Here is a 26042-nt window from a genome sequence, read left to right as displayed (position 1 = left end):
GCATATTCCCGAAACGATTTTTGACAACAAAAAATGGGTATTGCCCCGGCAATATTGCAGAACTAACCGATACCGCATCGCGGCATGGAGGCGAGAGGTAAAGATAAAGGGCTCCGTTTGGAAAACGGAGCCTACTCTGAACTATATACAAGCCCGTTCGAACAACCGCCCTGCGGCTGGCGTTAACCCTGACATATGCATGCAGGCATGCACCATTCCCGGCAACCGTTCACAGCGCACAGGCACCCCCGCCTCCTCAAGCCGTCGCGCATACGCTTCAGCCTCATCGCGCAGGGGATCATATTCACAACTCAGGATGGTTGCTGGCGGTAACCCCCTCAGCGAGGCCATATGCAGCGGCTCGGCATAGGGATGACGACATTCTCCCAGATAGTTCTCCCAGCAAAACGCCATCGCATCACGCGTTAAAAAATAACCTTCAGCAAATTCACAATAGCTTTCGGTCGACATTTCGCGACTTAATGCCGGGTAGAGCAGCAACTGATGCTCAATGTGAGGTCCGCCGCGATCCCGGGCCAGCAGCGCTGTCGCTGCAGCGAGATTTCCGCCAGCACTGTCGCCCCCCACCGCCAGACGGGTCGCATCTATCCCCAGAAGCGCGGCCTGTTCACTGGCCCAGTATAGTGCCTGATAAACATCTTCTAACGGCCTTGGGAAGGGGAACTCCGGCGCCAGACGGTAATCCACGGAGAGTATTTTCCTGCCAGTGGCATTGGCCAGTGCCTGACAGGGTCGATCATAGAGCGACAGCGACCCCAGACACCATCCACCGCCGTGAGCAAATAGTATGGCAGGCTGCGCAATGTCCGCGTTTGAGGCTGCTGGGGTATAGGCACGAAGGGCAATGGCGTAACCATCATCGGCGATGACAACATAGTCCTGCATGTCATCGCTTAATTCATCCTCTCCCTGCAGCCGCAACAAATCTACTTCGGTGGCGGCACGCAGGTCGCCTAACGACGCCGGTTGCGGCGCGCCCGATGATGCAGCCAGAAAGTCAGCAATGTGTTTATCAAGCGGCACGATCGTTGCCCTCTGAGAGAAAGGGCACGATCAGCCCAATAAACGCCTCATGACACTCTTCGGTAATAAAATGCCCGCAGTCCGCCACCGTCTCGCCACGCAGATCAAGGGCATTGCCCTGGAGGGTTATCAGCGGTGCATCGCGCGTGGCATGTTCGGCCCCCACCGTTAATACCGGCATGGTTAAAGGCGTTTGCGCACGGCGCTGGTTCTGCCGGATGGTTTCCGGGATAGCGCGATAATAGTCGAAGCCCGCACGCAGCCCGCCGGGTGTCGAATAGGCGGCGATATACACCTCTGCAGCGACCTGTTCACGGCGATGCGACCAGCGATCGAAAATATAGCTGAGATACTGTGATTCTCGCCCGCTGGTCAGGGTTTCGGGGAGATCCGCCAGTTGATTGAACATGAAGTGCCAGAGAAAGATGTTCTCTTCCGGTGCGACGAAAATCGATGGTGGCGGTGCCAGTCCAGGGATCACCGCTTCTGTCAGCACAAGTCGTTCTATTGCCTGAGGAAAATCGCTCGCTATGGCATAGCCAACCCACATGCCGATATCGTGGCCCACTATGCTATAACGCGCATGACCCCACTGCGCCATCATGGTATGCAGCATGGCACCGACACGTCCGGTGTCATAGCCGTCGCGCGGTTTATCGGACTCACCAATACCCGGAGGGTCGACCGCTATCGCCTGAAAACCCGCCGCCGCCAGCGCCTGAAGAACATAGCGCCAGGTATACCAGGTCTGCGGCCAGCCCGGTATCAGTAATACCGGTTGACCTTTTCCCACCACGACGCAATGGATGCGCTGTCCGTTCACTTTCGTATAGACGTGTTCTGCCCTGAGATCCGCATGCGCGATCTCACCGTATTGTTGTTCCATGGGGACTCCCTGTAATGTCGTGGCTTAGCGAATGCCGAGTAGTGCGTTGATTTGCTGAGGGTTAACCGGCGCACCGGCGAAATCATCAAAGACTTTATCGGTAATGTGAATAATATGGTCGCGGATGAACGTAGCCCCTTCTCTGGCACCATCCAGCGGGTTTTTCAGACAGCACTCCCACTCCAGGGTTGCCCAGCCAGCATAATCGTATTGGGTCAGCTTCGAGAAAATGGCCCTGAAATCCACCTGGCCGTCACCCAATGAGCGAAAACGTCCTGCACGATCAACCCATGACTGATAGCCACCATAAATCCCCTGACGACCGGTCGGATTAAATTCAGCGTCTTTCACGTGGAACATGTTGATCATGTCCTTATAAATATCAATAAACTCCAGATAGTTAAGCTGCTGGAGCACCATGTGGCTGGGGTCGAAAAGTATCCGGCAGCGGGGATGTTCTTTTACCCTTTGATAAAACATTTCAAACGTCACCCCATCATGCAAATCTTCACTCGGGTGGATCTCATAGCAGAGGTTAATGCCCTGCTCTTCGCAGGCGTTAAGTACCGGCATCCAGCGTCTGGCCAGCTCGTCAAAGGCGGTTTCAATTAACCCTTCCGGGCGCTGCGGGAACGGGAACAAATAGGGCCACGCCAGCGAGCCAGAAAAGGTACCCAGATCGCTGAGGCCAAGCCTGGCAGAGGCCTTGACCGCCATCAGCAGCTGTTGCCGTGCCCATTCGCTACGGGCTTGTGGGTTGCCGTGGACTTCCGGCGGCGCAAAGCTGTCGCATAAGCTGTCGTAAGCAGGATGGACCGCCATCAGTTGGCCGAAGATATGGCTGGTCAGTTCACTCACCACCAGGCCATGCTCCGCCAGCATACCGACCAAATCATCACAGTAGGTCTGACTTTCTGCGGCCGTCGCCACGTCGAAGAGACGGCGATCCCATGCCGGAATTTGCAGGGCGCTAAAACCCGTTTCTGCCGCCCACCGGGCTATCGCAGGCAAATCATTAAAGGGGGCCGCGTCATCGCTGAACTGGGCCAGATGGAGAGAGGGACCTTTGAGGGTTTTCATCGTATACTCCTATTGTTTGTCGATTGACAAACAATAGGAGTAAAGCCGGATAACCGCAAGCGAAAATTATAAATTCGTTGGTAATCCAGATGATTTAGGCGATCCTGTTGCACAGAATTCAGGACCAACCGGAGCAACAAAATGGCAGGCAGACCGCGCCAGTTCGATCGTGACCAGGCGCTTATCAAAGCGCGCAACCTGTTCTGGAGACAGGGTTATGAAGGAACCTCGATGTCAGATCTGGTGGCAGAGCTGGGTATCGCGTCGGCACGGATTTACAAGGCGTTTGGTTCAAAAGAACAGCTCTTTCGGGAAGCTATCGCTGATTACGAAAATCAGGAAGGCAGTTTTGCGGATCGGGCCTTAGCCGCTGGGGGCACAGTGCGGGATACCCTCCAGACGCTATTAATGGATGCGGTTCACCTGTACTGCCATCCGGATTTGCCGCAAGGATGTATGGTGGTGGCCTCTGCAGCCAGCGTCAGCGCAGAAAATGAGCCGATCAAAACCTGGCTGGCGCAGCATCGCCTGCAGCGTACACAGCAGATCATCGACCGTCTCCATCAGGCAGTGCAAAACGGTGAACTGCCGGATACGACCGATGCAGAGAGTCTGGGAGACTATTTCGCCGTCTTTTTACACGGTTTGTCGGTGCAGGCCCGGGACGGTGTTCCGGAATCACGTTTGCAGTCGGCGGTTAAGCAGGCGCTTAACCTGCTGCCGCCTTCCTGAGTGCGACGCTGAGGAAGGCCGCACAGCGTGGCCTTAGCGCACTCTGCCGTAAGGCGGAATTACTGACACGTTACGCAAAATCGCATCAATGGTGATCGTCATACTGATGCTCAATCACCATTCCTTCCGCCACGCTCGCCACATGGCCTGCACGCGGATGATAGACCGGTGCAGGGGCGGCATACGTTGTTTGTACAGGTGCAGGCGCAACGCTTACCGCCTCAGGAACCGTAGCTGACTGCGGAACAATCACGACCTTATACCCGGCAGGGACATCGACCGTGACGCTCTGGGCCATCGCTGTATTGACCACGGCAAAACCTGCCAGGGCTGCTAATAAAATAATACGGTTTTTCATAAATTGAATTATTTCCGGCTTCAAGAAGATAATTCATTATGTCGGCGAATTCTTAAGACAATATTAATTTTCATGTTCTGGAATGTGCAGAAAATGCCAAATATATTGTTACAAGCGAATATTTTAATATTTGAAATATATTGACTCACGCTTTTTAAAAAGGCGGCAAGAAACATGCTCGCATGCCGCCTCGCCTGTTATGTTAATACTTTATATCCCGCGCTTTTTGCCGCCCGGCCTGTTTCATCTGACGTTTATCCTGGCGGCAGTCGTGATTACTCTGGTTATTGTTCGCCACGCAGGTCTGTTTCACCTGCCGTGACGCGTCGCGGGTTTCCTGCCTGACATCACGCGCCACGCGCCGCTCCTGCGCCTGCTGGGTCGCACTGGTGGAAACCGAGAAAAGCGTCAGAAAAATGAGAGAAAGGACAGGGATAAAAGATAACGATCTGTTCATAGCAACACCTCGTAGAAGAGAGTCCAGAACGTCAGGGGTTAGCAAAAGAATAGCAGTTTCAGAGCACGCGGAATGGGGAAGGCGTTAATAATGTAAGGCCGCTCAAGGCGGCCTTACAACGTTGCGTTATGCCGTCAGGCGGAACTTCTGCACCGAGCGCTGAAGATCTTCGGTCTGACGCTCCAGCGCCGAAGCCGCCGCGGAAACCTCCTCCACCAGCGAGGCGTTTTGCTGGGTGACGCCGTCCATCTGCGTAATGGCGATACCGACCTGCGAAATGCCCTTACTCTGCTCCTCAGACGCAGAGGCGATTTGCTTCATAATGGTCGTCACTTCCGTCACGTCCCGCAAAATCGCATCCATGGTCGTCCCCGTGTCGCTTACCAGCTTTGCACCCTGCTCGACGCGGGAAACGGAATCGGTAATCAGCCCTTCAATCTCTTTCGCCGCGTTGGCGCTGCGGCTTGCCAGGTTGCGAACTTCGCCTGCGACGACGGCGAAGCCTCGGCCCTGTTCACCCGCGCGCGCGGCTTCAACCGCCGCGTTGAGTGCCAGAATATTGGTCTGGAAGGCAATGCTGTTAATGACGTTGGTGATTTCAGCAATTTTCTTCGAGCTTTCCGAAATACCGCTCATGGTGCTTACCACCTCTTCCACCAGCGAACCGCCGCGGCTGGCGGTGGTTGAGGCCACATCGGCCAGCTGGCTTGCCTGGCGGGCGCTCTCCGCGTTCAGTTTCACCGTAGCGGTCAGCTGTTCCATGCTGGCTGCCGTCTCTTCCAGTGCCGCCGCCTGCTCTTCGGTGCGGGAGGAGAGATCGTTGTTACCGCTGGAAATCTCCGTCGCCCCGCGCCAGATATTTTCACTGCCGGAGCGGATCGTGCTGACCGCCTCGCGCAGGCTGTCCTGCATGGCGCTCAGCAGCGGCACCAGCTGTCCCACGCAGTTGCGGCCGAACGGTTCAATGGGCTGGCTGAGATCGCCCTGAGCAATCTGGCGGAACTGCTGGCGAATGCGGTCCAGCGGTTTGACCAGCATCGCGACCAGGTAACGGTCAGTGAAGAGCAGGATCAGCAGACCGACGATCGTGGCGACGATAATCACCGTACGGGTCATGCTGGTCAGGCCGTCCACCACCACGCGGGTGCTGTCGAGCGACTTTGCGGCAGCACTGTTGAACTCTTCAGCCGCCGCGCCGAACGCGCGGCTCAGCGTTGGCGTGACGTTATTGGCCTGCTGACGATAGCCGTCCAGCGCGCCCAGTTTCGCCTGCTGCATTTGCGGCGTCACGCCCTGTTCGAGCAGCGCCTGCCAGGCACCGATCACCCGGGAAGAGACCTGGGGGTCCATTGGGCCTGGGGAGATCGCTTTCATCTCTGCCAGCTTCTTGCCCATGTTATCCAGCGCCTGCTGGGCAGACGCCAGATCCGGCGTGCCGCCTGCGGCTTTGACTTCCATTGCGCGGCTCAGACGGGTCACAAAGCGGAAATACTGATCGTTGCCCTGGCTGAGCACCGTCATCTGCTTGACCAGCTGGCGGTCCACCTCGTTGCCATCAGAAACGCGAGACAGAGACCAGGTGCTGTACAGCCCAACACCCGCCCACATTAAACAAAAGATCCCGAGAATCGCCAGCATGACGAAACGGATCGTGAAATTACGGAGCATATTCATAAGTCTTCCTTGCCGTGAGGGTGAATTCGCCCAGAGGCGAGTCTTACCCTCGTTATCGGCAGAAACTGACGAAGTTATACTATTTCGCGCGTAATTTTATAAAAATCTTCGCTATCCTGCCGTTCGCCGGAAAAGGATAATCACTGCGGGGAAAATCTTACTGCTCAATACATGTTTTCATATTTCAGCAGCCGTCGAAATGTAAAACAGACAAACAGTTAATTAACCTCACAACCCGAAAGGATGAATACCCTGATGAATGAGACGGTCAAAGAATCGCACGACCGGTCAAGAAACCCTTTAATTTGTATGCAAATCATTCCAAAGCATTTAGCTCATGAATTAAATTAAATTTATTAATCAGATTTAATTATTTAAACGCTAATTATTGTGCAGGATATTTTTTTAGATTTCATTACATCCTTACCTGCTGAGGAAGTTCTTATTTTAAATAAATTCATTTAAAAAGAGCCGGACAATTTTCGACTCATCCAGAGAACTTCAAATGCGCAAATTAATGAATCGTACATTGCTTTCGCAATGTGTATTAGTGGCTTTAACGTCATTTGGCGCCCAGGCTAACGTAACACCCGCTACGCCCTGCCAGCCGGGCGTGACATCGCAGACCTGCGGCTTAACGAAATATGTAGATAATAGTTTCTATGAAGATCCCGGCGTGACTAATGCCATTATGGCCGACACCACCGCAAATAATATCTTTATGGATGGAAGCCGTGAATCAGGGGATACCCAGTCATTAACCGTTTCTGGTACCGACATGTCCGGCCATTATATTCAGGGCAGCAACGGGGGGACGGCTAATATTACGGTGAATAACGGCGCCACCGTCGATATGATCGAAGTGGGCAATACCGGTGCAACCACCAATACGACGGTGACCATCGATGACGCCACGCTGAATGGCGAAAATGACGCCGGAAGCTACGAGGGCAAGAAAGCCTATATGATGGGTTCCGCCATTTATCTCGACCCCATGGATAAAGGTTACCACACCGTCAACGTTGAGGACGGCAGCATGCTGCACGGCAGTATTCTCAGTGCGGGAGCCGGTGCACAAAATATTGCCATCAGCAACAGCACGATGGATAAAGGCGGTATTTACGCGGGTAGCGATAAATCTGATACCAATATTACGCTGACTAACGCTTCCGTGGATGCCTCGCAGAGCGAAATCGCGCAGAACATCGACACGCTGGCGGTAAAACTGAGCGGATACAAGCCATTCAGCGACATCAACCTGGATGCCTTTGGCGATGTCGCCATCGCGATGTACGGAACGAAGGCTGATTCGCTGGCGCTGGATAACAGTACGGTCACCGGCGACATTGGGGCCTTTAACGAAAACGGCACCACGCTGATTTCATTGACCAATAACAGCGTGGTAAATGGCAATGTGACCGTCGATGGTAACGCCGCAAATTCCGTTCTGGTGGATAACAGCACCGTGAATGGCGAGATAAATACCAGCCAGAGTACGGGCAATAGCACAATTACGCTGCAGAACAACGCGACCGTCAACGGTGATATTACAACGGGTGCAGGTGATGATACGGTCGTCCTGACCAATGATTCACATGTCAATGGCAATGTTAACGGTGGTGACGGCAGCGATACTCTGTCAATGGATGCGGGCAGTTCCATATCCGGACAAATAAGCCAGTTTGAAACGGTAAATACCACCAGCGATAACAGCATTGCCATTGATAAAATTAACGATGCAACCAGCTGGAGTTTGCAAAACGGTTCAACCCTGATTGCCAACACCACCGGCAGCAATGCGCTGGTTACCATGAGCACCGACAGCTACGTGAATTTCGGTAATATTACCGGCGCCAATAACGCCGTGGTGGTGAACAGCATTACGCCGTCAGCGCAAAATCAGCAGGGAATAGTCCTGGGGACCTTCACCACGTCGGGCAGCAGTGCGCCGCAGAATTATGCAGCAGCCACGTTTACCAACGGCGACCAGACCGTGGAGAACCGTAGCGGCGCGTATAACTACAACAACAGTCTGAATATTGTTGCGGCCGACAGCGCGCCTCAGGCTCAGCTGACTGCAGATAATAGCCAGAGCTGGAATATTGAATTTAACAGCCAGAAGGGCAACCTTGCGAGCGACGTTCAGGGGCTGGTAGCCGGCCTGGATGCAGCGGAACAGGCCGGACATCAGGTAGCGGATGACATCAGCAACCACATGAACCAGGTGCATCTGGCAAACCTGCTGGGAGAACAGCAGGACGGTGCGCAGGTCTGGGGCGATTTCCTTTATCAGAACGGTAATTTCAGCAACGACGTCGACTATAAAAGCATCACTCAGGGTGCGCAGGGCGGCGTAGACTGGACGGCACATCTGGACAACGGCGACAGCGTCACCGGCGGTATCGCGCTGGCGTGGACGCGCAGCCGCGTGCAGGACACCAGCGACGGCGCGGATAGCTTCAAAGACAGCGTTTACGGTAACTACTACAGCCTGTATGGCGGCTGGCAGCAGGCGCTGAACGGCCGAACCTGGGGTCTGTTTGCTGACGGCAGCTTCAGCTACGGCGATATGCGTTACTCGCTGTCTGCCCACAACGTGACGGGCGATACCAGCGGCATGACGGAAGCGCTGCACGGCTCCACCGATGGCAGTCTGTATCTGGCGCAGGCCCGCACCGGGGTGAACGTGTTGCTGCCAGGCGAAACGCTGCTGCAACCCTACGCCACTCTTGGCTGGGATCAGACCAAAGCGAACGGCTTCTCTGACAGCGAAGTCACCTTTGCCGACAGCCAGGTCTCTTCCTGGAACGGCGGCGCGGGCGTGAGGCTCACCACCACCCTTCGCGATTTGAACAAAAACGTGAAGGTGATGCCGTGGATCGACGCGCGCTTCCAGAAAGAGTTCAGCGATGACACCGACATTCAGGCGGCGGATTATCACAATACCTCCGGTCACAACAACACCATGGGCATCTTTGGGGCAGGTATCAACGCCACCATCGCCCATAACTTCACCCTGACCACCGGCGTCTATGTCGGTACTGGCGATGTGGATAACGATGCCAGCGTACAGGCGGGGATGAGCTACAGCTTCTGATTGTCGTCTGATTGCCCGGTGACCTGCGTGTACCGGGCAGTGCGGGACTCAACGTCTGACGCATCCCGGGGAAAATTGCTGGCAGGGAGTTCTGCCATCGCTTCTCCCCGGGATTTGTGTTTTGATAAGGACAGAATGAAAACGCCGTTTCAAAAATTCATCGATAAGAAAAGGAGACATCATGTCCTGGTACCCTGCCCCTGACCGCTACGAGAATATGCAGTACCGCCACTGTGGCAAGAGCGGCCTTCGCCTGCCCGCGCTGTCGCTTGGGCTGTGGCATAGCTTCGGCCATATTCAGCCTCTTGATGCCCAGCGGGCGCTGCTGCGTAAAGCCTTTGACCTCGGCATTACCCATTTCGACCTTGCCAACAACTACGGCCCGCCAGCAGGCAGCGCGGAAGAGAATTTTGGCCGTCTGCTGCGGGAGGACTTTGCCGCGTATCGCGACGAGCTGGTTATCTCCACCAAGGCGGGTTACGACATGTGGGCCGGGCCATACGGCTCAGGCGGATCGCGCAAATATCTGCTCGCCAGCCTCGATCAGAGCCTGAAACGCCTGGGCGTCGACTACGTGGATATTTTCTATTCCCACCGCGTGGATGAAACCACGCCGATGGAAGAGACGGCCTCTGCGCTTGCCCACGCCGTGCAGAGCGGCAAAGCGCTGTATGTAGGCATTTCCTCCTATTCAACCGAGCGCACGCAAAAAATGGCCGAGCTGCTGCGCGAGTGGAAGATCCCCCTGCTGATCCACCAGCCGTCCTATAACCTACTCAACCGCTGGGTCGATAAGACCGGTTTGCTGGATGCGCTGGCGGCCAACGGTACCGGGTGCATCGCCTTTACCCCGCTGGCGCAGGGGCTGCTGACCGGAAAATACCTGAACGGTATTCCTGAAGATTCACGCATGCAGCGTGAAGGCAAGAAAGTCCGCGGTCTGAACGAAAAAATGCTGACCGAAGCCAACCTGAACAGCCTGCGTCTGCTGAGTGAAATGGCGCAGGCGCGGGGTCAGACTATGGCGCAGATGGCGTTGAGCTGGCTGCTGAAAGACGCGCGCGTGACGTCAGTGCTGATTGGCGCAAGCCGCCCGGAACAGATTGAGGAGAACGTTCGGGCGCTGGATAACGTGTACTTCAGTGAGGACGAACTCAAGCGGATTGACCAGCATGTTGCGGATGGGGAGTTGAACCTGTGGCAGGCGTCGTCTGATAAGTAAGGCCGCACCGAGCAGTCCCCTCTCCCCTTTGGGGAGAGGGTTAGGGTGAGGGGTAAGGCGTACTTTACTTCTTACTGATCTTATCCAGATACCCCATCACAAACGCAGACAGCACAAACGTCAGATGGATAATGACGTACCACATCAGTTTGTTATCCGGCACGTTCTTCGCGTCCATAAACACGCGTAGCAGGTGGATAGAAGAGATCGCCACAATCGACGCGGCCACTTTATTCTTCAGCGACGAGGCATCCATTTTGCCCAACCAGCTGAGCTTCTCTTTGCGCTCGTCGATATCCAGCTGAGAGACGAAATTCTCGTAGCCGGAGAACATCACCATTACCAGCAGCCCGCCCACCAGGGTCATATCCACCAGCGACAGCAGAACCAGAATCAAATCCGCCTCGGCAATGGAAAAGATATTCGGCAGAACGTGCAGGATTTCCTGAAAGAACTTAATCGTCAGCGCGATAAGCGCCAGCGAAAGGCCAAAATAGACGGGGGCCAGTATCCAGCGAGAGGCGTACATGGCATTTTCAAAAAAGCGTTCCATAAAGTCCTGTTTGCAAAAGAAACCAGCGCCCAGTATATCCCAATGGCGCTGACTGTTTGCAATAGCTCACCAGTATGGTCACTCAGACGTTGTCGGGGTTAACCTCGGGACGGGCGTATTCCGGCCAGACCAGCACCACCAGCTCCGGGTAGGCTTCCAGACTGAACTCACGAAAACACTGACGCAAATTTAATACGTCCAGATCGGAATAAGAGACCTTCTCGCCGTTAAGGCAGCGTTTTTTGATATTGTCATAATATTTATACACGGCTGAATTGAGATCGCTACAGCGACGCTGTGCTTCAAACAGTCCGGGGGTGTCATTAATTTCCGACATTTTCATGCGTTTAATTGTCGCGTGTAAAAAGTCGATATATTCATGGTTCACCCGCCAGTACCAGACAGGCGTAACGGAGTTCATCAATACAGAGAAATGGTCTTCCCCTTCCTCTTTTGTCATGAGTTCCGGTTGCGGCGGTTCACTGGTGTCTTTCGACACTTTCGTTTTATTGAACTCCTGCATCAATAAAAGCACACCAGCGGTCAGTAATAGTAATGTGATGACCGTAAAAAAGATGCTGTTCATGGGTAGGCTCCATTTTTTTTGATTTTAAATTTGCCTCATGATATTGTCAACGAATCTCACGCCTTTACCAACCCCACCCTGTTGAAATTAAAGGAAATTAAAAATGCTGCCCGACTATCTCGTCCCGGCTAAGTACCACATTACGCCTGTGGAACAGCAACCGACGGAAGCAGAAAAAGAGGTCAGTTTCACTCAGGGGAAAAGAAAGCTCTCTGATTTCGAGCCTGATATATTAATTGGTGTTTCCCGTACCGGCAAATCCCGTAATATGTTGCTGGAAGAGCACGATCGCCATATAAAAGACCGCTTATTTCGCGCCATAAAAATTGAAGCCTTTGTCCACCTGCTGAATGATCTGCAGGCCGAAGGTGAAATAGATGCCCAGAAACTAAGTCAAATATTGGCCGAAAAAACCAAAGAAATTAACGAAGCGGGCAATGAAATTTGGCTTAACTTAATTACGCGCGAAAAAAACAACCCAATTTTTTATAGCCTGGGGGAGGATTAACGTGAAGGAAGTTAAAAATAACGACGTTTATTTGACTTTGGATGATAAAAAAAGTGATGAATTTATCTTAAAGCAAAATCTCGACGCGCTGCGAAACACAAAAAATGACGAGATGACGCGCATTACACAAGACCTGGTATCGATCCCGGCGACGCTGGTGCGGCTGAAATGGCAGAATCGCCGTGAGATTTATCCGCTGCAGGTCAAAGAAGAAATTTACGGTGCCGTGATGAACGCCATCATGGAACAGCGGCCAGAGCTAAAAGAGAAGCTTCTGGGACGCCTTGAGGCCAACTACCAGTATCTGCTTGCCAGAGAGATCGCCACCCTGCGTCTGACGCGCAAACTGTCAGACGGCGAGTACCGTACCTCAAACGTCACCTGCGTTGCGCTTGATGAGGACGCGCTGGCAACCCCCTCTACCGCACCGACGGAAAATAAAAACGCATAAACCCAACAGGCATAAAAAAAGCCGGCTTTCGCCAGCTTCTTTATCACTTCGCGGCCGCTTTCTCTTCGCCGACCAGCCCAATCTTCAGATAACCCGCCTGATGCAGCGTGTCCATTACCTTCATCATGGTTTCATAATCCACGGTTTTATCCGCACGGAAGAAGACCGTGGTGTCTTTTTTACCGCCGGTAAGCTGATCCAGCGCCGGGATAACAGAGTCGGTCGTTACCGGGTCGTTCCCGAGGAACATCGATTTATCGGCCTTCACGGACAGATAGACAGGCTTTTCCGGGCGCGGCTGCGGCTGGCTGGACGAGGCTGGCAGATTCACCTTCACGTCCACCGTCGCCAGCGGCGCGGCCACCATGAAGATGATCAGCAGAACCAGCATGACGTCGATAAACGGCGTCACGTTGATCTCATGCATTTCGCCGTTATCGTCCAGATTTTCGTTTAGACGCATCGCCATAATATCAACCCACGCGCAGTTTGGACGCCGCGTGCACCGGCTTAACGGCGCTGGCATTCAGGTCGAGATCGCGGCTCTGCAGCAGCAGAACCTGCGCGGCAACGTCACCGAGGGTGGCTTTGTAGCTGCCAATCATACGCGCGAAGATGTTGTAGATAACCACCGCCGGAATCGCCGCGACCAGACCAATCGCCGTCGCCAGCAGCGCTTCTGCGATACCCGGCGCAACGACCGCCAGGTTGGTGGTTTGGGTCTGCGCGATACCGATAAAGCTGTTCATGATGCCCCAGACCGTACCGAAAAGACCGATGAACGGCGAAATCGCGCCGATGGTGGCCAGATAACCATTGCCGCGCCCCATGTGTCGGCCAACGGCCGCCACGCGACGTTCCAGTCGGAAACCGGTACGCTCTTTTATGCCTTCGTTATCTTCACTGCCCGCGGAGAGTTCCAGCTCGTTCTGTGCTTCATTCACGAGCAGGGTAGTCAGGCTTTTCGCGTGGAAGGATGAGGTCATATCTGAGGCCTGATCCAGAGAGCGGGCTTCTGCCAGCTGTTGCTGTTCCCGCTTGAGGCGACGCTTCTGCGAAAGCAGCTCGGCGCTCTTGCTGAAGAAGATAGCCCAGGTGACAACGGACGCCAGAATCAGGCCGATCATCACAATCTTAACCACGATGTCAGCATGCTGATACATGCCCCAAACGGAGAGATCCGCCTGCATCAAATTATTACCCACTCTGTATCTCCAGGACGCAAATCACAAAATCTGAACGTAATAATATCAAAACATCGTCGAATTGATAGTAGTTCTCATTAGTATTTGCATAGTGCCGCAATTTTCGTTCACTTTCCTTGCGCTTACGCAGTAAAAATTTCTTATGCGCTTTTTTGCTAATATTTTCTGCTTATTCGATAAGCCTGCGGGTGCAGTTTTTTCCAATCGTGGTAGTCTGGACGTCCAGACGTATAAAAACAGGGTTAGCGAACATGACAACGAAGCATCTTGATACCACGCTGGTACAGGCAGGACGCAGCAAAAAATATACTCAGGGATCGGTCAACAGCGTGATTCAACGCGCCTCCTCGCTGGTGTTTGACACCGTTGAGGAGAAAAAAAACGCCACGCGCAACCGCGCAAAAGGCGGGCTGTTTTATGGCCGTCGCGGCACGCTAACCCACTTTTCTCTGCAGGAAGCGATGTGCGAACTGGAAGGCGGCGCAGGCTGCGCGCTGTTCCCGTGCGGCGCGGCGGCGGTCGCCAACACCATTCTGGCGTTTGTGGAACAGGGCGACCATATCCTGATGACCAACACCGCCTATGAACCCAGCCAGGACTTCTGTACCAAAATCCTCAGCAAGCTCGGCGTGACGACCGGCTGGTTCGACCCGCTGATTGGTGAAGGTATTGCCGAGCTTATTCAGCCAAACACGCGCATTGTGTTCCTGGAATCGCCGGGGTCACTCACCATGGAAGTTCACGACGTGCCGGCTATCGTCAAGGCCGTGCGCAGCAAAGCGCCAGAGGCGATCATTATGATCGACAACACCTGGGCGGCAGGCGTGCTGTTTAAAGCGCTGGAATTCGACATTGATATTTCCATCCAGGCGGCGACGAAATACCTGATTGGCCACTCTGACGGCATGATTGGTACTGCGGTTTCCAACGCGCGCTGCTGGGATCAGCTACGTGAAAACGCCTATCTGATGGGCCAGATGGTGGATGCCGACACGGCGTACATGACCAGCCGCGGAATCCGCACGCTGGGCGTTCGCCTGCGTCAGCACCACGAAAGCAGCCTGAAGGTGGCCGAATGGCTGGCGCAGCATCCGCAGGTTGAGCGCGTAAACCATCCGGCGCTGCCGGGCAGTAAGGGGCATGAATTCTGGCAACGTGACTTTACGGGCAGCAGCGGTTTGTTCTCGTTTGTGCTGAAAAAACGGCTGAATAATGACGAGCTGGCAAGCTATCTGGATAATTTTAACCTCTTCAGCATGGCCTACTCCTGGGGCGGTTTTGAATCCCTGATCCTGGCTAACCAGCCGGAGCAGATCGCGGCCCTGCGCCCCGGTGGTGAAGTGGACTTCAGCGGTACCCTAATACGACTGCATATTGGTTTAGAAAATGTTGACGATCTGATTGCGGATTTAGCAGCAGGGTTCGAGCGTATCGTGTAGAGTGCTGGCTGAAAATGTACTCTCTGGACGCTTTTGTGGACACCGCAAGCAGAAAAGTCTGCATGAGTTGCGCCCGGGATCAAACCCGACGGGCGAATTAGGGAGTACAATAGCGCTATATCTGCTGTTCCACAGGAAAGTCCATGGCTGTTATTCAAGATATTATCGCGGCGCTCTGGCAACATGATTTTGCCGCCCTGGCGGATCCTCACGTCATAGGCGTCGTCTATTTCGTGATGTTCGCAACGCTGTTTCTGGAAAATGGATTACTGCCAGCTTCGTTTTTACCCGGTGACAGTCTGCTTTTGCTTGCCGGGGCGTTGATCGGCAAAGGCGTCATGGACTTTACGCCCACGATGGTTATCCTCACTTCCGCAGCCAGCCTGGGCTGCTGGCTGAGCTATCTGCAGGGCCGCTGGCTCGGCAACACGCGCGTGGTCAAAAGCTGGCTGGCGCAGTTACCCCATAAATACCATCAGCGTGCAACCTGCATGTTTGACCGGCACGGCCTGCTTGCGCTGCTGGCCGGACGTTTTCTGGCGTTCGTTCGCACCCTTCTGCCGACGATGGCGGGCATTTCCGGTTTGTCGAACCGCCGCTTCCAGTTCTTCAACTGGCTGAGCGCCCTGCTTTGGGTTGGCGTGGTGACGACATTCGGCTACGCGCTGAATATGATCCCCTTCGTGAAACACCACGAAGATCAGGTGATGACCTTCCTGATGGTGCTGCCGATGTTCCTGCTGGTGGCGGGTCTGGTGGGAACCATCGCGGTAGTGATTAAGAAGAAGTACTGCAGCGCATAATTCAACAAAGCCGGGTGGCGCTATCGCTTACCCGGCCTACGTTTTTCGTCAGACTCCCTGCATCGTTCTTATACGTGACGCATCCTCTCCCGGCGTGACGCCGAAATAGCGCTTAAACTCCCGACTGAACTGCGACGCACTTTCATAGCCCACCCGCATCGCCGCCGCGCTGGCCTTCATGCCGTCGTGGATCATCAGCATCCGCGCCTTATGCAGCCGGTAGGTTTTGAGGTACTGCAGCGGCGAAGTGCTGGTCACCGATTTAAAGTTATGGTGAAACGCCGAGACGCTCATATTGGCTTCCGCCGCCAGCTGGTCGACGCTGAGGTTTTCGGTGTACTGGCTTTCGATACGCTTGAGCACGCGGCTTATCAGGCTGAAGTGGGTCTGTCGGCTCACCAGGGCAAGTAACGCGCCGCCGCCCGGGCCCAGCAGCACGTGGTACAGAATTTCTCGGATAATCTGCTTGCCCAGTATGCGCGCGTCCAGCGGCCTCTCCATGACGTCCAGCAGACGTTCAATGGCGCAAAGGATCTCTTCCGACAGCGTCGCCGAGTTGATCCCGCTTGAGGCCATCGAAGGCTGGAAGAGTTCGTCTTCGCCAATCTCCATCAGCAGCTCCTGCAGCTGGAGGATATCAACATTGACGCGGATCCCCGCCAGCGGAACCGCCTCTGTCGCGAAGGTTTCACATTCGAAGGGTAAAGGTACTGTCAGCAGCAGATATTCATTGGTGTCGTAGCGGAACACGCGCTCGTTGATATAGCCAATTTTATGGCCTGAAAAGAGAAAAACGATGCCCGGCTGGTACATGACCGGCGTGCGCGTTCCGGGCTGCGTGCCGTAGAGCAGGCGAATGTCCGGCAGCAGATCGCTGGCACGATTTTCATTATCTATCAATCTCTTAATCTGCGCAGTGAGCTGCTGGCAGATAGCCTCACGGTTCATCTTGCGTTACTCCGGGTGCGGTTTTCGACGTTGACAGTGTGCGTTGTTTTCCGCGCTTTCTCCAGCGCTCTGTAGAAATGGGCAAGACATCGGCAGGAATGTGCATTGAGGGCGTAGCCCCGGACGGCCACAATGAGCAGCATCAGGTCGCCCTCTGCGCACCACGGTTTTTCACCCACTAAAGGGAACGAGCAATGAACAACTTTAATCTTCACACCCCAACCCGCATTCTGTTTGGTAAAGACGCTATCGCTGACCTGCGCGCACAGATCCCTGCTGACGCCCGCGTGCTGATCACCTACGGTGGCGGCAGCGTGAAAAAAACCGGCGTGCTGGATCAGGTTTACAGCGCGCTGGACGGTCTGGACGTGCGTGAGTTCGGCGGCATTGAGCCAAACCCGTCCTACGAAACGCTGATGAACGCGGTGAAAATCGCCCGCGAAGAAAACATCACCTTCCTGCTGGCGGTCGGCGGCGGCTCCGTGCTGGACGGCACCAAATTCATCGCGGCGGCAGCGCACTATGCTGACGGCATCGATCCGTGGCACATTCTGGAAACCCGCGGCAGCGACATCAAAAGCGCCATCCCGATGGGCTCCGTGCTGACCCTGCCAGCGACGGGTTCTGAATCCAACAAGGGCGCGGTCATCTCCCGTAAAACCACCGGTGATAAGCAGGCCTTCATGAACGAACACGTTCAGCCTGTCTTCGCCATCCTGGACCCGGTTTACACCTACACCCTGCCTGCGCGTCAGGTCGCGAACGGCGTGGTCGATGCCTTTGTTCATACCGTTGAGCAGTACGTCACGTATCCGGTGAATGCCAAAATTCAGGATCGTTTTGCGGAAGGCATTTTGCTGACGCTGATTGAAGAAGGTCCGAAAGCGCTGAAAGAGCCGGAAAACTATGACGTTCGCGCCAACGTGATGTGGGCCGCCACCCAGGCGCTGAATGGCCTGATCGGTGCTGGCGTGCCGCAGGACTGGGCGACCCACATGCTGGGCCACGAGCTGACGGCGATGCACGGTCTGGATCATGCGCAGACGCTGGCCGTTGTGCTGCCTGCGCTGTGGAATGCAAAACGTGATACCAAACGCGCCAAACTGCTGCAGTACGCTGAGCGCGTGTGGAACATCACCGAGGGTTCTGACGATGCGCGTATTGATGCCGCCATCGAAGCGACCCGCAGCTTCTTTGAAGGTCTGGGCGTGCCAACGCGTCTGTCTGGCTACGGTCTGGACGGTAGCTCCATCCCAGCCCTGCTGGCGAAACTCGAAGAGCATGGCATGACCCATCTGGGCGAGCACGGCGACATCACCCTGGACGTCAGCCGCCGTATTTACGAGGCGGCACGCTAAGCGTTTTTGTCCCCCCGACTTTCGTTTTTTGACATTTCGTCCAGACTTAATGCACACCCCATCGCCGGAGTCTCCCTCCGGCGATGCGCACCTGAAGGAGGAAAAATGGCAAACCAAACCGTAATCAAGCTGCAGGACGGCAACGTGATGCCCCAGCTGGGGCTAGGTGTATGGAAAGCCGGTAACGACGAGGTCGTCTCCGCCATTCATAAAGCCCTGGAAGTCGGCTATCGGTCGATTGACACCGCCGCCGCGTACAAAAACGAGGACGGCGTGGGGACCGCACTGGCCAGCGCCGGTGTCCCCCGCGATGAGTTATTCATCACCACGAAACTGTGGAATGACGATCAAAAGCGTCCCCGTGAGGCCCTGCAGGAGAGTCTGGAGAAGCTCCAGCTCGATTTCGTCGACCTGTATCTCATGCACTGGCCGGTTCCGGCCATCGACCATTACGTTGATGCCTGGAAAGGGATGATTGAACTGCAAAAAGAGGGGCTGGTGAAAAGCATCGGCGTCTGTAACTTCCAGGTTCATCACCTGCAGCGGCTGATTGACGAGACGGGCGTCGCGCCTGTGATTAACCAGATCGAACTGCACCCGCTGTTGCAGCAGCGCCAGCTTCACGCCTGGAACGCCACGCATAAGATTCAGACCGAATCCTGGAGCCCGCTGGCTCAGGGTGGTGAAGGGGTATTCGATCAGAAAATTATCCGCGACCTGGCGGATAAATACGGCAAAACCCCGGCGCAGATCGTCATTCGCTGGCATCTGGACAACGGCCTGGTGGTGATCCCGAAATCGGTCACGCCATCGCGCATCGCCGAGAACTTCGACGTCTGGGATTTCCGTCTGGACAAAGATGAGCTGGGGGAAATTGCGAAGCTGGATAAGGGCAAGCGGCTTGGGCCAGACCCGGATCAGTTTGGCGGATAATCGCGTAAAAAAGCCGGGTGGCGGCTTCACCTTACCCGGCCTACGCGCTGACCTGTAGGCCCGGTAAGCGCTAGCGCCACCGGGCTTTGTTACAGGTTTAACCGATCTTACGTTTTACGGTCTTCTTCGTTCCCGCTCCACCGTTCGAACGCTGATGCACAATCGGCGTGTGCTTGGTCAGCGCCGGGCGCGTATTGCGATTCTGGCGACGCGCTTCGCGCATCTCCTCCAGCGTCGGGGCCGGTACCAGACAGTCGCGGCGCGAGCCGATCAGGTGCTTTTTGCCCATCTCTTCCAGCGCCTGGCGGATCAGCGGCCAGTTGGCCGGATCGTGGTAGCGCAGCAGCGCTTTGTGCAGACGACGCTGTTTATCCCCTTTCGGCACCACCACGTCTTCACTCTTATAACCAATCTTACTCAGCGGGTTCTTGCCGGTGTAGTACATGGTCGTCGAGTTGGCGAGCGGTGACGGATAGAAGTTCTGCACCTGATCCAGGCGGAAGCGGCGCTGCTTCAGCCACAGCGCCAGGTTCACCATGTCCTCATCACGCGTGCCCGGGTGGGCGGAGATGAAGTACGGGATCAGATACTGCTCTTTGCCCGCCTGCTTCGAGTAGGTGTCGAACAGCTGTTTAAAACGATCGTAGCTGCCCATGCCCGGCTTCATCATCTTCGACAGCGGGCCTTCTTCGGTGTGCTCCGGCGCAATCTTGAGATAGCCACCAACGTGGTGCGTCGCCAGCTCTTTGATGTAGCGCGGATCTTCCACGGCGATGTCATAACGCACCCCGGACGCGATGAGAATCTTCTTGATGCCTTTCAGATCGCGCGCGCGGCGGTAGAGGTTGATCGTCGGCTCGTGGTTGGTGTCCATGTGCTCACAAATGCTCGGATAGACGCAGGAGAGGCGACGACAGGTCTGTTCCGCGCGCGGTGATTTGCAGCGCAGCATATACATGTTGGCGGTTGGGCCGCCAAGATCGGAAATCACGCCGGTAAAGCCCGGCACGGAGTCGCGAATGGCTTCGATCTCATTGATGATTGAATCTTCAGAGCGGCTCTGAATAATGCGCCCTTCGTGCTCGGTAATTGAGCAGAGCGAGCACCCTATAATTCTGATCATTTAGAAATTTTTTTGCGTTTAAAATCAATGAATTGAAAGATTTCATTTTTCTAAGTCTGATAAAACAGATGAAAACCCAACTGACTATACTCATAAAACTCAATCTTTGCGCTGCTGTACGATACCAGTAATTACAGGTGCCGAGTTTAACATCATGAAAAGTAGCCCAATAATGAATGACGCAACGCCAGCTGCGGTGCCTAACTTCTGACTGAACACCATTGAAACAAAGTACATATTTGGGATAAAAACGGACATAGCAATCACGAAAAGTAACTTATTCAGATAATTATTTATTCGGGTCTTAACCTCAACTCTATCATAAAAAGCCATCGAAACGTAAGCAGTTATCAGTGAATAAAAAGACCATGTCATATAGTTAACCGATTCATTAAATGCCTCTCGCAAAAGCAAAGCACTTTCTGTCATTCCCTACCTCATTAAATCAATAGAAAATAAATCTGAATAATTTATTTTTAAAAGAAAAGAACACAACATAACTTCAGTAGTTATGATTAATCCCTGAATGATTATTTCTTAGCAAGATATAACATGCTTAATGTATATCAGGCAATAAAAAAACTCCCAAAGACCACCGCTGTGGTCTTCAGGTATAGGATTTAAAGAACGAACTCAGTCCGGAAACGTATCACTATCTTCTGTAACGTCCGCTTTCTCTGGTAACATTCTGTTTTTAATATACTGTGAATTCCTGCAGATGAGAGGAAAAATCTCCGAGTTATTCATTATACAACTCGTTGCCGTACGGGCGTCCTCCGGAGACCATGATGAAAATGAAAACGTCTGACGGTCAAGCCATTGAGACAATAATACATTATCAACAGAAGCGCTAAACAGCGCCGCAATAGCCCTGCGTTCAACGGCCTTCTCAGGTTCAATAAACGACAACTCATTATGAAAACGGGTAATAATCGCAATACGGCTGTCAATACGAATATGTCTTTCAAGTAAGACATCGTGCAACTCATCAAGTACAGTCTCTCTCTGGGTATCGTCGAGGCAAGACCACAGAAAATGAATGTTCTCGGCATTTGTGACAACGTCTGGCTCTGCATCACGGAACCATGATGCAAAGATACCCACACTACCTTCCATCCGGATATGCTGCCCCTGAAGTTGCATTTGTTCAAGGATAAAGCGCATGTTCACAGGAAGAACCGTAAAACACTCAATAAGCCTTTCAGAAGAACTAAATACTCCACATGCCAGGGCGTTCAGCTTTTTCTTCAAAATATCAAACTGCTCACCTGACTGATATACGTCATGGAGAAATACTGGACCCATAGCATTCACATCAGACTCAATTATTTTCTCTGACAGTGCTTTTTGACGCTCTCGCACAAATATTAAAAGAGAGGTTGCATTTGTAGCTTCTTTGATGACGTCATACTGACCTTTAACAAAGCTCAGGACAGGTATATTCACCAGAAGACCTAAATCAACAATCCTGCCAACAGCATTTTTGATGTACGGCAGAACATTTTTATCCTTAAGTGCTATAAAGATACTCTCGGCAGTACGTAGATAACGAAGATATGCAGCCAAAGCCAGGTCAAACCGTTCCTCACCAATATGTTCACTGTACGACTCGATACCGGCATAGTTACCATGGAGCACCATGTGAGCAACAGCCTGTGCAGCAAATTCCGCAGGGAAGAGATTCCTCGTCGCCGTATTATTAAGATAATATTGATTTAAAACATTATTATTCCAGTCCGGGCTCAGAACAATTTTTCTGAAATGGATAACGTCCTCAACAACCTGACGATTTTTAAGCGTCATTATTGCAGAGCTAACCTGAGCCCCACCTGTACCATCATTCTTTCCAATTACGTTCTGTACCGCCTTCGATGCAATATTGATATGCCGGATAATTCCCGGATTAAAAAGGTCTATCTGAGGTTGCTCAGCTCCATAGCGTAACATCTCCTCCCGACCGTGATTTCCGATATCTAGTGTGCCAATTTTCAGGTTTGACAAGGTCTCTTCATTATTGACAAGGTATTCCACATAAAATACGCCATCTACAAAATTCTCCATTTTATTCAGTAGTGATTCACCGGCCAGAACAGAGTATGAATCAGCTTCCTGCAGCAACGTCTTCGTGGATTCAGCCTCCAATTTTTCTGAATCCTGAATTTCATCAAGTTTACTCACAATAAACGATATTTGCCTTTCGACGAAAGGCTCTAGGCTTATCCGCCCGTCAGCCATCAGTTTCTGCAGACTCAATACGAAACCTTCATCATTCTTTTCTCTGAGTGAAACAGCATAACTCTGATTCAGCATTTGCACTGCGACTTTGAGTTGCGGTTCGGCGAGAGCCTGACACTTCTCATCCATCCGGCTATAAGAAACCAGCCAGTCTCGCATCTGAATATGTGGTGCCACTCGCTGCCATGCTTCAGCGAAACCCCACAAGGCCGTCAGTTCTTCAAGCCGTGGGATATTTATAGCACCAATCGCGTCTTTAAGAGGCGTATCAAGCAACTCGCTCCTGGCAAGCTCCACCGTGGACTGATAGTGGATGCTCATCAGAAATTCGCTCCATCTTTCTGTATCGTTATTAAAAATTCGGGATATTTGTTGATAAGTTAGCGAGAGCATCTCGTCAAAATCATCCGGAGCAATACCGGGTTCGGTCTGACTAGCTTTGGGATCGCGAAGTAATACTTTAATATCTCGCTCCCCGTATCTGACCACCAGTAAGTAGAGAGCAATAAGAATATGGCGATGATCTTCTGTTGCAGGAACGGTAAGGTTCAGAATATGAATATCATTAACAAACTTCTTCATTAATCGCGGTGTGATACGAGGATACTCAGAGGGTTTCCAGCGCTCAAGCAACACCGTTGCTTCCCGGCACGCTATCCCTGCATCCTCATTTACTGTTTCTTTCCAGTACTGCCTTAACGCTTCCTGCCATCCTGCCGAAATAAGAGGAGGAACCTGAAAACTTACAGGAATCCGCTTTGCAATAAACTCACGCCCGCTGAAACCCGCCACAGAAAGTGAGGCTGAAACCTGTCTTGCCGAATAGGGCACCACTATCCTGAAGTGTTCATGAGTGGCTCCGGCAATAAGCTCCATATCACTCCAGAGCTCTTTCACTTTGTCTGCACTGATTCGGTCCAGATTATCAATGATAAGGATGAAGCGATCTCCATGGGAAATGACCTCTTTGGAGGTAAATCCCTGCAGAGCTTCAGCCAGCTCAATAGCTCCGACCTCCTTATTAACTAGCCAAGTCTCTTCAATCCTGTCAGTACTGTTGCGTTTGAACAAATCACCAATACTCGAATACCCTTTCTTTCTGTACCATTCCATGTTCTGCAGGCATGCCAGTCCTGCGACCATAATGGCAGGAGAAAGAAACGCGGCCACCTCAACATAAAAAAGCCACCCTAATAATGACTCCTTGTTAGTAAAATATTGATTAAGGTCTGTTAGCACATAACGAAGCATCTGCACGGAAAGCAATGACAGTAAAATAAAAACGACGGTCAACCAGCTTAGCCTGCTGCTGACCCTCTTGTCGTATTCAACGATGTTACCCAGAGCCAGATTTTTATACTTATCCAACACATCCCGGGAGCCCGGACATTGTAGGCTGACCCCGTGGTGGATGACATCGATAAGCGCTTTTTTAGTTGAGCCATGATGGTAACGTTCTGCATCAAAGTTAATGAACGTAAAATCATCTTTAAGCTTTTTCTGCAGGAACTTCAATATTGTTGACTTACCTGAACCCAGCTCACCTTCCAGACCAATAATATTGACATCAGGTGTCCTGATGATCTGAGCCACATTCTCTGCAACTTTTTCATGACTGCTGCCTCTAAACATATCCTGGTCAGCGGGTGATTCCGTCTGCAATCGTAGAGTCATTCAGCAATTTCCTTCGTTATAACGTAAGATTCTTTCACTATTAGACACAGTACAGAGCCCACAGCAACCAAATGACTGCAGCCGGGGCAGTTTAGTTTTAAGCATGCATAAGCCGATTTCGATGGAATCCCTTTCACACAATAATATTGAATTGAAGCAATGAAAACATTAATGTGTTTGTTGTGACTAGCTGCAGGGGCCTGGAAGAAATTCCAAAGCCTGACAAACCGGAACAGGGCTTGCTCTGCTCCGGTTTTATCCAGTTCATCTTGAAGCCCTTGTTTTTGTTACATATCCCTGCTCACTCTTTCAGCCATTGTTAAGCTTCTTGTGTGTAATCTGCGAATAATACGGATGCAAAATTGATGCAATGGATTATACATACCTACAGCGCACGTTACGCTGAGCTGAATCGAATTTCAGAGAACGTTCTTCGCTATTACCCTGCCCAGCCAGTTGAACACATTTTATCATCCGGCCCCGAGAGTGACATGTTCTCTGCCTGGTACAGCCTTCATCAGAGTCAAACTAGACGTTATTTACAGGCAAAAGAAGACAGCTACAGAGCTTAAGTCTGACATTATTCGTGGCTGTGTCTGCCTTCGGAGTTTTCAGCTTATCCCGATAACAGCGGTTTTGAAAAATTGACGTTTTTTACACCGGTACATTGCCCGAACGCAATCTCCCCCGTAGCGAAATACCGCCCCGCAGAAAATCGTCCATGCTCGGCATGCCCCTGGAACATCAGCATCTTTTCAATAAAGGTTTTACAGCCTATAGTCTGTATAACACAAAATACACCTTACCTGCTGTATTACAGGGCGGTACTCCCTACTCAGTCTGCGAGGCAGGTCACTTATGAATAATCAGTTCCCGATAAAAACGCTGAACCAGCTCAGACCTGTGCTAATCGGGTTTCGCAAAATCAAGGGCTTCACGCAAAAAGATGTGTCTGAGAGGCTTGGCGTAACGCAGCAAACCTATGCCCGCCTGGAAGCAAACCCTGCTAGCGCCAGTATTGATCGTCTGTACAAGGTATTCAGTATTCTGGGCGTAGAAATAACGCTGTCATCTATTTCCCCTTCACCCTTCATTTCCCACACAGAGATGAGGGGGGCATTTGACAGCACTCCCGCCAGACGGGAGAAATGGTGACTATTAGAAGTTTGCTAGTTTTGTCGAATGACGCCAACTACATGTCCGCATCCATCGAGTAGTGGCTTCAAGCCACGATTGTCACTGCCTCCGCTGCCTTTTTCCAGTAACTCTCTCCTTTTAATTCTAATATTTAGGGGTGTCAACGCAAAGCAGAAACGGCACCTTCTTTGCGAGACAGAAATGACCTGTGATTGCCTGGCCGATTTATGGCAGCTAAGTGCGAGAAGCGGATATAGCGAATTCGCCATTGTACGGGATTAGCAGGTTTACTGAAGCAACCTGCGATGGCGTTATGGCAATAGTCAGTCCCCTGTCCAGTCGGCATAGGTGGCCACCTCGTCACCGCCGGGGATAAACTGATTGAAGCCTCCGCGCAAAATCACTTATTCTTTTCCGTTAATAAAATGCAGGAGCAAAGTCATGACTGGCGAAATTCGTGGGCGAGGCAGGCCACGAAAAACAGAGAGTACCTATACAGGGTAAGGGTGCCAACTTACTGATTTAGTGTATGATGGTGT

The 26042-nt window shown here is 52.5% G+C and carries 23 protein-coding genes and 1 pseudogene; 10 read left to right on the top strand and 14 right to left on the bottom strand.

Annotation, left to right across the window (positions count from 1 at the left end; genetic code table 11):
• Nucleotides 1-141: 141 nt before the first annotated feature.
• From HMPREF3143_RS23925 to HMPREF3143_RS23915, 3 genes are read right to left on the bottom strand one after another with little or no spacing between them, the layout of a single operon-like run.
• Complete coding sequence (locus tag HMPREF3143_RS23925; RefSeq protein ID WP_070534387.1) at nt 142-1044, bottom strand: alpha/beta hydrolase; 903 nt, start codon at nt 1042-1044, stop codon at nt 142-144.
• Nucleotides 1034-1930 carry an alpha/beta fold hydrolase gene (locus tag HMPREF3143_RS23920; protein ID WP_070534386.1) on the bottom strand — a complete coding sequence of 299 codons (897 nt, stop codon included), beginning with the start codon at nt 1928-1930 and terminating at the stop codon, nt 1034-1036. The genes HMPREF3143_RS23925 and HMPREF3143_RS23920 overlap by 11 nt, the downstream gene beginning before the upstream one ends.
• 24 nt (nt 1931-1954) lie before the next feature.
• Nucleotides 1955-3010 carry a sugar phosphate isomerase/epimerase family protein gene (locus tag HMPREF3143_RS23915; RefSeq protein ID WP_069598779.1) on the bottom strand — a complete coding sequence of 352 codons (1056 nt, stop codon included), beginning with the start codon at nt 3008-3010 and terminating at the stop codon, nt 1955-1957.
• Nucleotides 3011-3151: 141 nt separating this feature from the next.
• On the opposite strand from HMPREF3143_RS23915, the gene HMPREF3143_RS23910 reads away from it, so the two are divergent.
• The gene (locus tag HMPREF3143_RS23910) at nt 3152-3742 is read left to right on the top strand and encodes a TetR/AcrR family transcriptional regulator (protein ID WP_023326065.1); all 591 of its coding nucleotides are present in this window, start codon (nt 3152-3154) and stop codon (nt 3740-3742) included.
• 85 nt (nt 3743-3827) lie between these two features.
• On the opposite strand, the gene HMPREF3143_RS23905 is transcribed toward HMPREF3143_RS23910, so the two are convergent.
• The 3 genes from HMPREF3143_RS23905 to HMPREF3143_RS23895 all read right to left on the bottom strand — a co-directional run bounded on the left by HMPREF3143_RS23905 (nt 3828) and on the right by HMPREF3143_RS23895 (nt 6231).
• Nucleotides 3828-4100 carry a hypothetical protein gene (locus tag HMPREF3143_RS23905; protein WP_070534385.1) on the bottom strand — a complete coding sequence of 91 codons (273 nt, stop codon included), beginning with the start codon at nt 4098-4100 and terminating at the stop codon, nt 3828-3830.
• Between the two features lie 202 nt (nt 4101-4302).
• Entirely contained in the window at nt 4303-4557 is a 255-nt protein-coding gene (locus HMPREF3143_RS23900; protein WP_045409503.1) for a hypothetical protein, read from the bottom strand.
• A 126-nt stretch (nt 4558-4683) separates the two neighbouring features.
• A complete protein-coding gene (locus tag HMPREF3143_RS23895; RefSeq protein WP_025912490.1) occupies nt 4684-6231 on the bottom strand; it encodes a methyl-accepting chemotaxis protein in 1548 nt (515 codons plus the stop codon).
• 550 nt (nt 6232-6781) lie between these two features.
• Between HMPREF3143_RS23895 and HMPREF3143_RS23890 the strand changes: the two genes are divergently transcribed.
• Both HMPREF3143_RS23890 and HMPREF3143_RS23885 read left to right on the top strand, forming a co-directional pair.
• Nucleotides 6782-9328, top strand: coding sequence for an autotransporter outer membrane beta-barrel domain-containing protein (locus HMPREF3143_RS23890; protein ID WP_224162582.1), 2547 nt, complete (start codon nt 6782-6784; stop codon nt 9326-9328).
• A gap of 181 nt (nt 9329-9509) precedes the next feature.
• The gene (locus tag HMPREF3143_RS23885) at nt 9510-10550 is read left to right on the top strand and encodes an aldo/keto reductase (protein ID WP_032664420.1); all 1041 of its coding nucleotides are present in this window, start codon (nt 9510-9512) and stop codon (nt 10548-10550) included.
• A gap of 64 nt (nt 10551-10614) precedes the next feature.
• On the opposite strand, the gene HMPREF3143_RS23880 is transcribed toward HMPREF3143_RS23885, so the two are convergent.
• The gene (locus HMPREF3143_RS23880) at nt 10615-11103 is read right to left on the bottom strand and encodes a TIGR00645 family protein (protein ID WP_008499805.1); all 489 of its coding nucleotides are present in this window, start codon (nt 11101-11103) and stop codon (nt 10615-10617) included.
• Between the two features lie 82 nt (nt 11104-11185).
• The gene (locus tag HMPREF3143_RS23875; protein ID WP_008499806.1) at nt 11186-11689 is read right to left on the bottom strand and encodes an ESA_00282 family adhesion-associated protein; all 504 of its coding nucleotides are present in this window, start codon (nt 11687-11689) and stop codon (nt 11186-11188) included.
• A 103-nt stretch (nt 11690-11792) separates the two neighbouring features.
• On the opposite strand from HMPREF3143_RS23875, the gene HMPREF3143_RS23870 reads away from it, so the two are divergent.
• Together HMPREF3143_RS23870 and HMPREF3143_RS23865 are read left to right on the top strand one after the other, a co-directional pair.
• Nucleotides 11793-12197, top strand: a complete 405-nt coding sequence (locus HMPREF3143_RS23870) for a hypothetical protein (RefSeq protein WP_008499807.1) — start codon at nt 11793-11795, stop codon at nt 12195-12197.
• Nucleotide 12198: 1 nt separating this feature from the next.
• Complete coding sequence (locus HMPREF3143_RS23865; protein ID WP_023294557.1) at nt 12199-12648, top strand: hypothetical protein; 450 nt, start codon at nt 12199-12201, stop codon at nt 12646-12648.
• 43 nt (nt 12649-12691) lie between these two features.
• Here HMPREF3143_RS23865 and exbD read toward each other — a convergent pair whose 3' ends face one another.
• Both exbD and exbB read right to left on the bottom strand, forming a co-directional pair.
• A complete protein-coding gene (exbD, locus tag HMPREF3143_RS23860; RefSeq protein WP_070534383.1) occupies nt 12692-13117 on the bottom strand; it encodes a TonB system transport protein ExbD in 426 nt (141 codons plus the stop codon).
• Between the two features lie 4 nt (nt 13118-13121).
• On the bottom strand, nt 13122-13853 hold the full coding sequence (gene exbB, locus HMPREF3143_RS23855; protein WP_021242115.1) for a tol-pal system-associated acyl-CoA thioesterase: 732 nt from the start codon (nt 13851-13853) through the stop codon (nt 13122-13124).
• A 251-nt stretch (nt 13854-14104) separates the two neighbouring features.
• Here exbB and metC point away from each other — a divergent pair, with 251 nt between their 5' ends.
• The gene (gene metC, locus HMPREF3143_RS23850) at nt 14105-15292 is read left to right on the top strand and encodes a cystathionine beta-lyase (protein ID WP_070534382.1); all 1188 of its coding nucleotides are present in this window, start codon (nt 14105-14107) and stop codon (nt 15290-15292) included.
• Nucleotides 15293-15435: 143 nt separating this feature from the next.
• On the top strand, nt 15436-16095 hold the full coding sequence (yghB, locus tag HMPREF3143_RS23845) for a DedA family general envelope maintenance protein YghB (protein WP_008499812.1): 660 nt from the start codon (nt 15436-15438) through the stop codon (nt 16093-16095).
• A gap of 48 nt (nt 16096-16143) precedes the next feature.
• On the opposite strand, the gene HMPREF3143_RS23840 is transcribed toward yghB, so the two are convergent.
• On the bottom strand, nt 16144-17043 hold the full coding sequence (locus HMPREF3143_RS23840; protein WP_023294559.1) for an AraC family transcriptional regulator: 900 nt from the start codon (nt 17041-17043) through the stop codon (nt 16144-16146).
• A 194-nt stretch (nt 17044-17237) separates the two neighbouring features.
• On the opposite strand from HMPREF3143_RS23840, the gene yqhD reads away from it, so the two are divergent.
• Together yqhD and dkgA are read left to right on the top strand one after the other, a co-directional pair.
• The gene (gene yqhD / locus HMPREF3143_RS23835) at nt 17238-18401 is read left to right on the top strand and encodes an alcohol dehydrogenase (protein WP_070534381.1); all 1164 of its coding nucleotides are present in this window, start codon (nt 17238-17240) and stop codon (nt 18399-18401) included.
• A gap of 105 nt (nt 18402-18506) precedes the next feature.
• The gene (gene dkgA, locus HMPREF3143_RS23830; RefSeq protein WP_021242117.1) at nt 18507-19334 is read left to right on the top strand and encodes a 2,5-didehydrogluconate reductase DkgA; all 828 of its coding nucleotides are present in this window, start codon (nt 18507-18509) and stop codon (nt 19332-19334) included.
• A gap of 97 nt (nt 19335-19431) precedes the next feature.
• Here the strand turns inward: dkgA and HMPREF3143_RS23825 are convergent.
• The 3 genes and pseudogenes from HMPREF3143_RS23825 to HMPREF3143_RS23815 all read right to left on the bottom strand — a co-directional run.
• A pseudogene (locus HMPREF3143_RS23825) lies at nt 19432-20442 on the bottom strand (radical SAM protein); the annotation flags it as partial.
• A 114-nt stretch (nt 20443-20556) separates the two neighbouring features.
• Nucleotides 20557-20886: a hypothetical protein gene (locus tag HMPREF3143_RS23820; RefSeq protein ID WP_000140246.1), complete on the bottom strand. Its 330-nt coding sequence runs from the start codon at nt 20884-20886 to the stop codon at nt 20557-20559.
• A gap of 204 nt (nt 20887-21090) precedes the next feature.
• The gene (locus HMPREF3143_RS23815; protein ID WP_021242119.1) at nt 21091-24366 is read right to left on the bottom strand and encodes a P-loop NTPase fold protein; all 3276 of its coding nucleotides are present in this window, start codon (nt 24364-24366) and stop codon (nt 21091-21093) included.
• Nucleotides 24367-25224: 858 nt separating this feature from the next.
• Between HMPREF3143_RS23815 and HMPREF3143_RS23810 the strand changes: the two genes are divergently transcribed.
• Nucleotides 25225-25521: a helix-turn-helix transcriptional regulator gene (locus tag HMPREF3143_RS23810; protein WP_017384073.1), complete on the top strand. Its 297-nt coding sequence runs from the start codon at nt 25225-25227 to the stop codon at nt 25519-25521.
• Nucleotides 25522-26042 lie beyond the last annotated feature (521 nt).

This window comes from Enterobacter sp. HMSC16D10 (assembly GCF_001807145.1).
Taxonomy (GTDB): Bacteria; Pseudomonadota; Gammaproteobacteria; order Enterobacterales; family Enterobacteriaceae; genus Enterobacter; species Enterobacter roggenkampii.
This window is presented reverse-complemented; position numbering and strand designations above follow the sequence as displayed.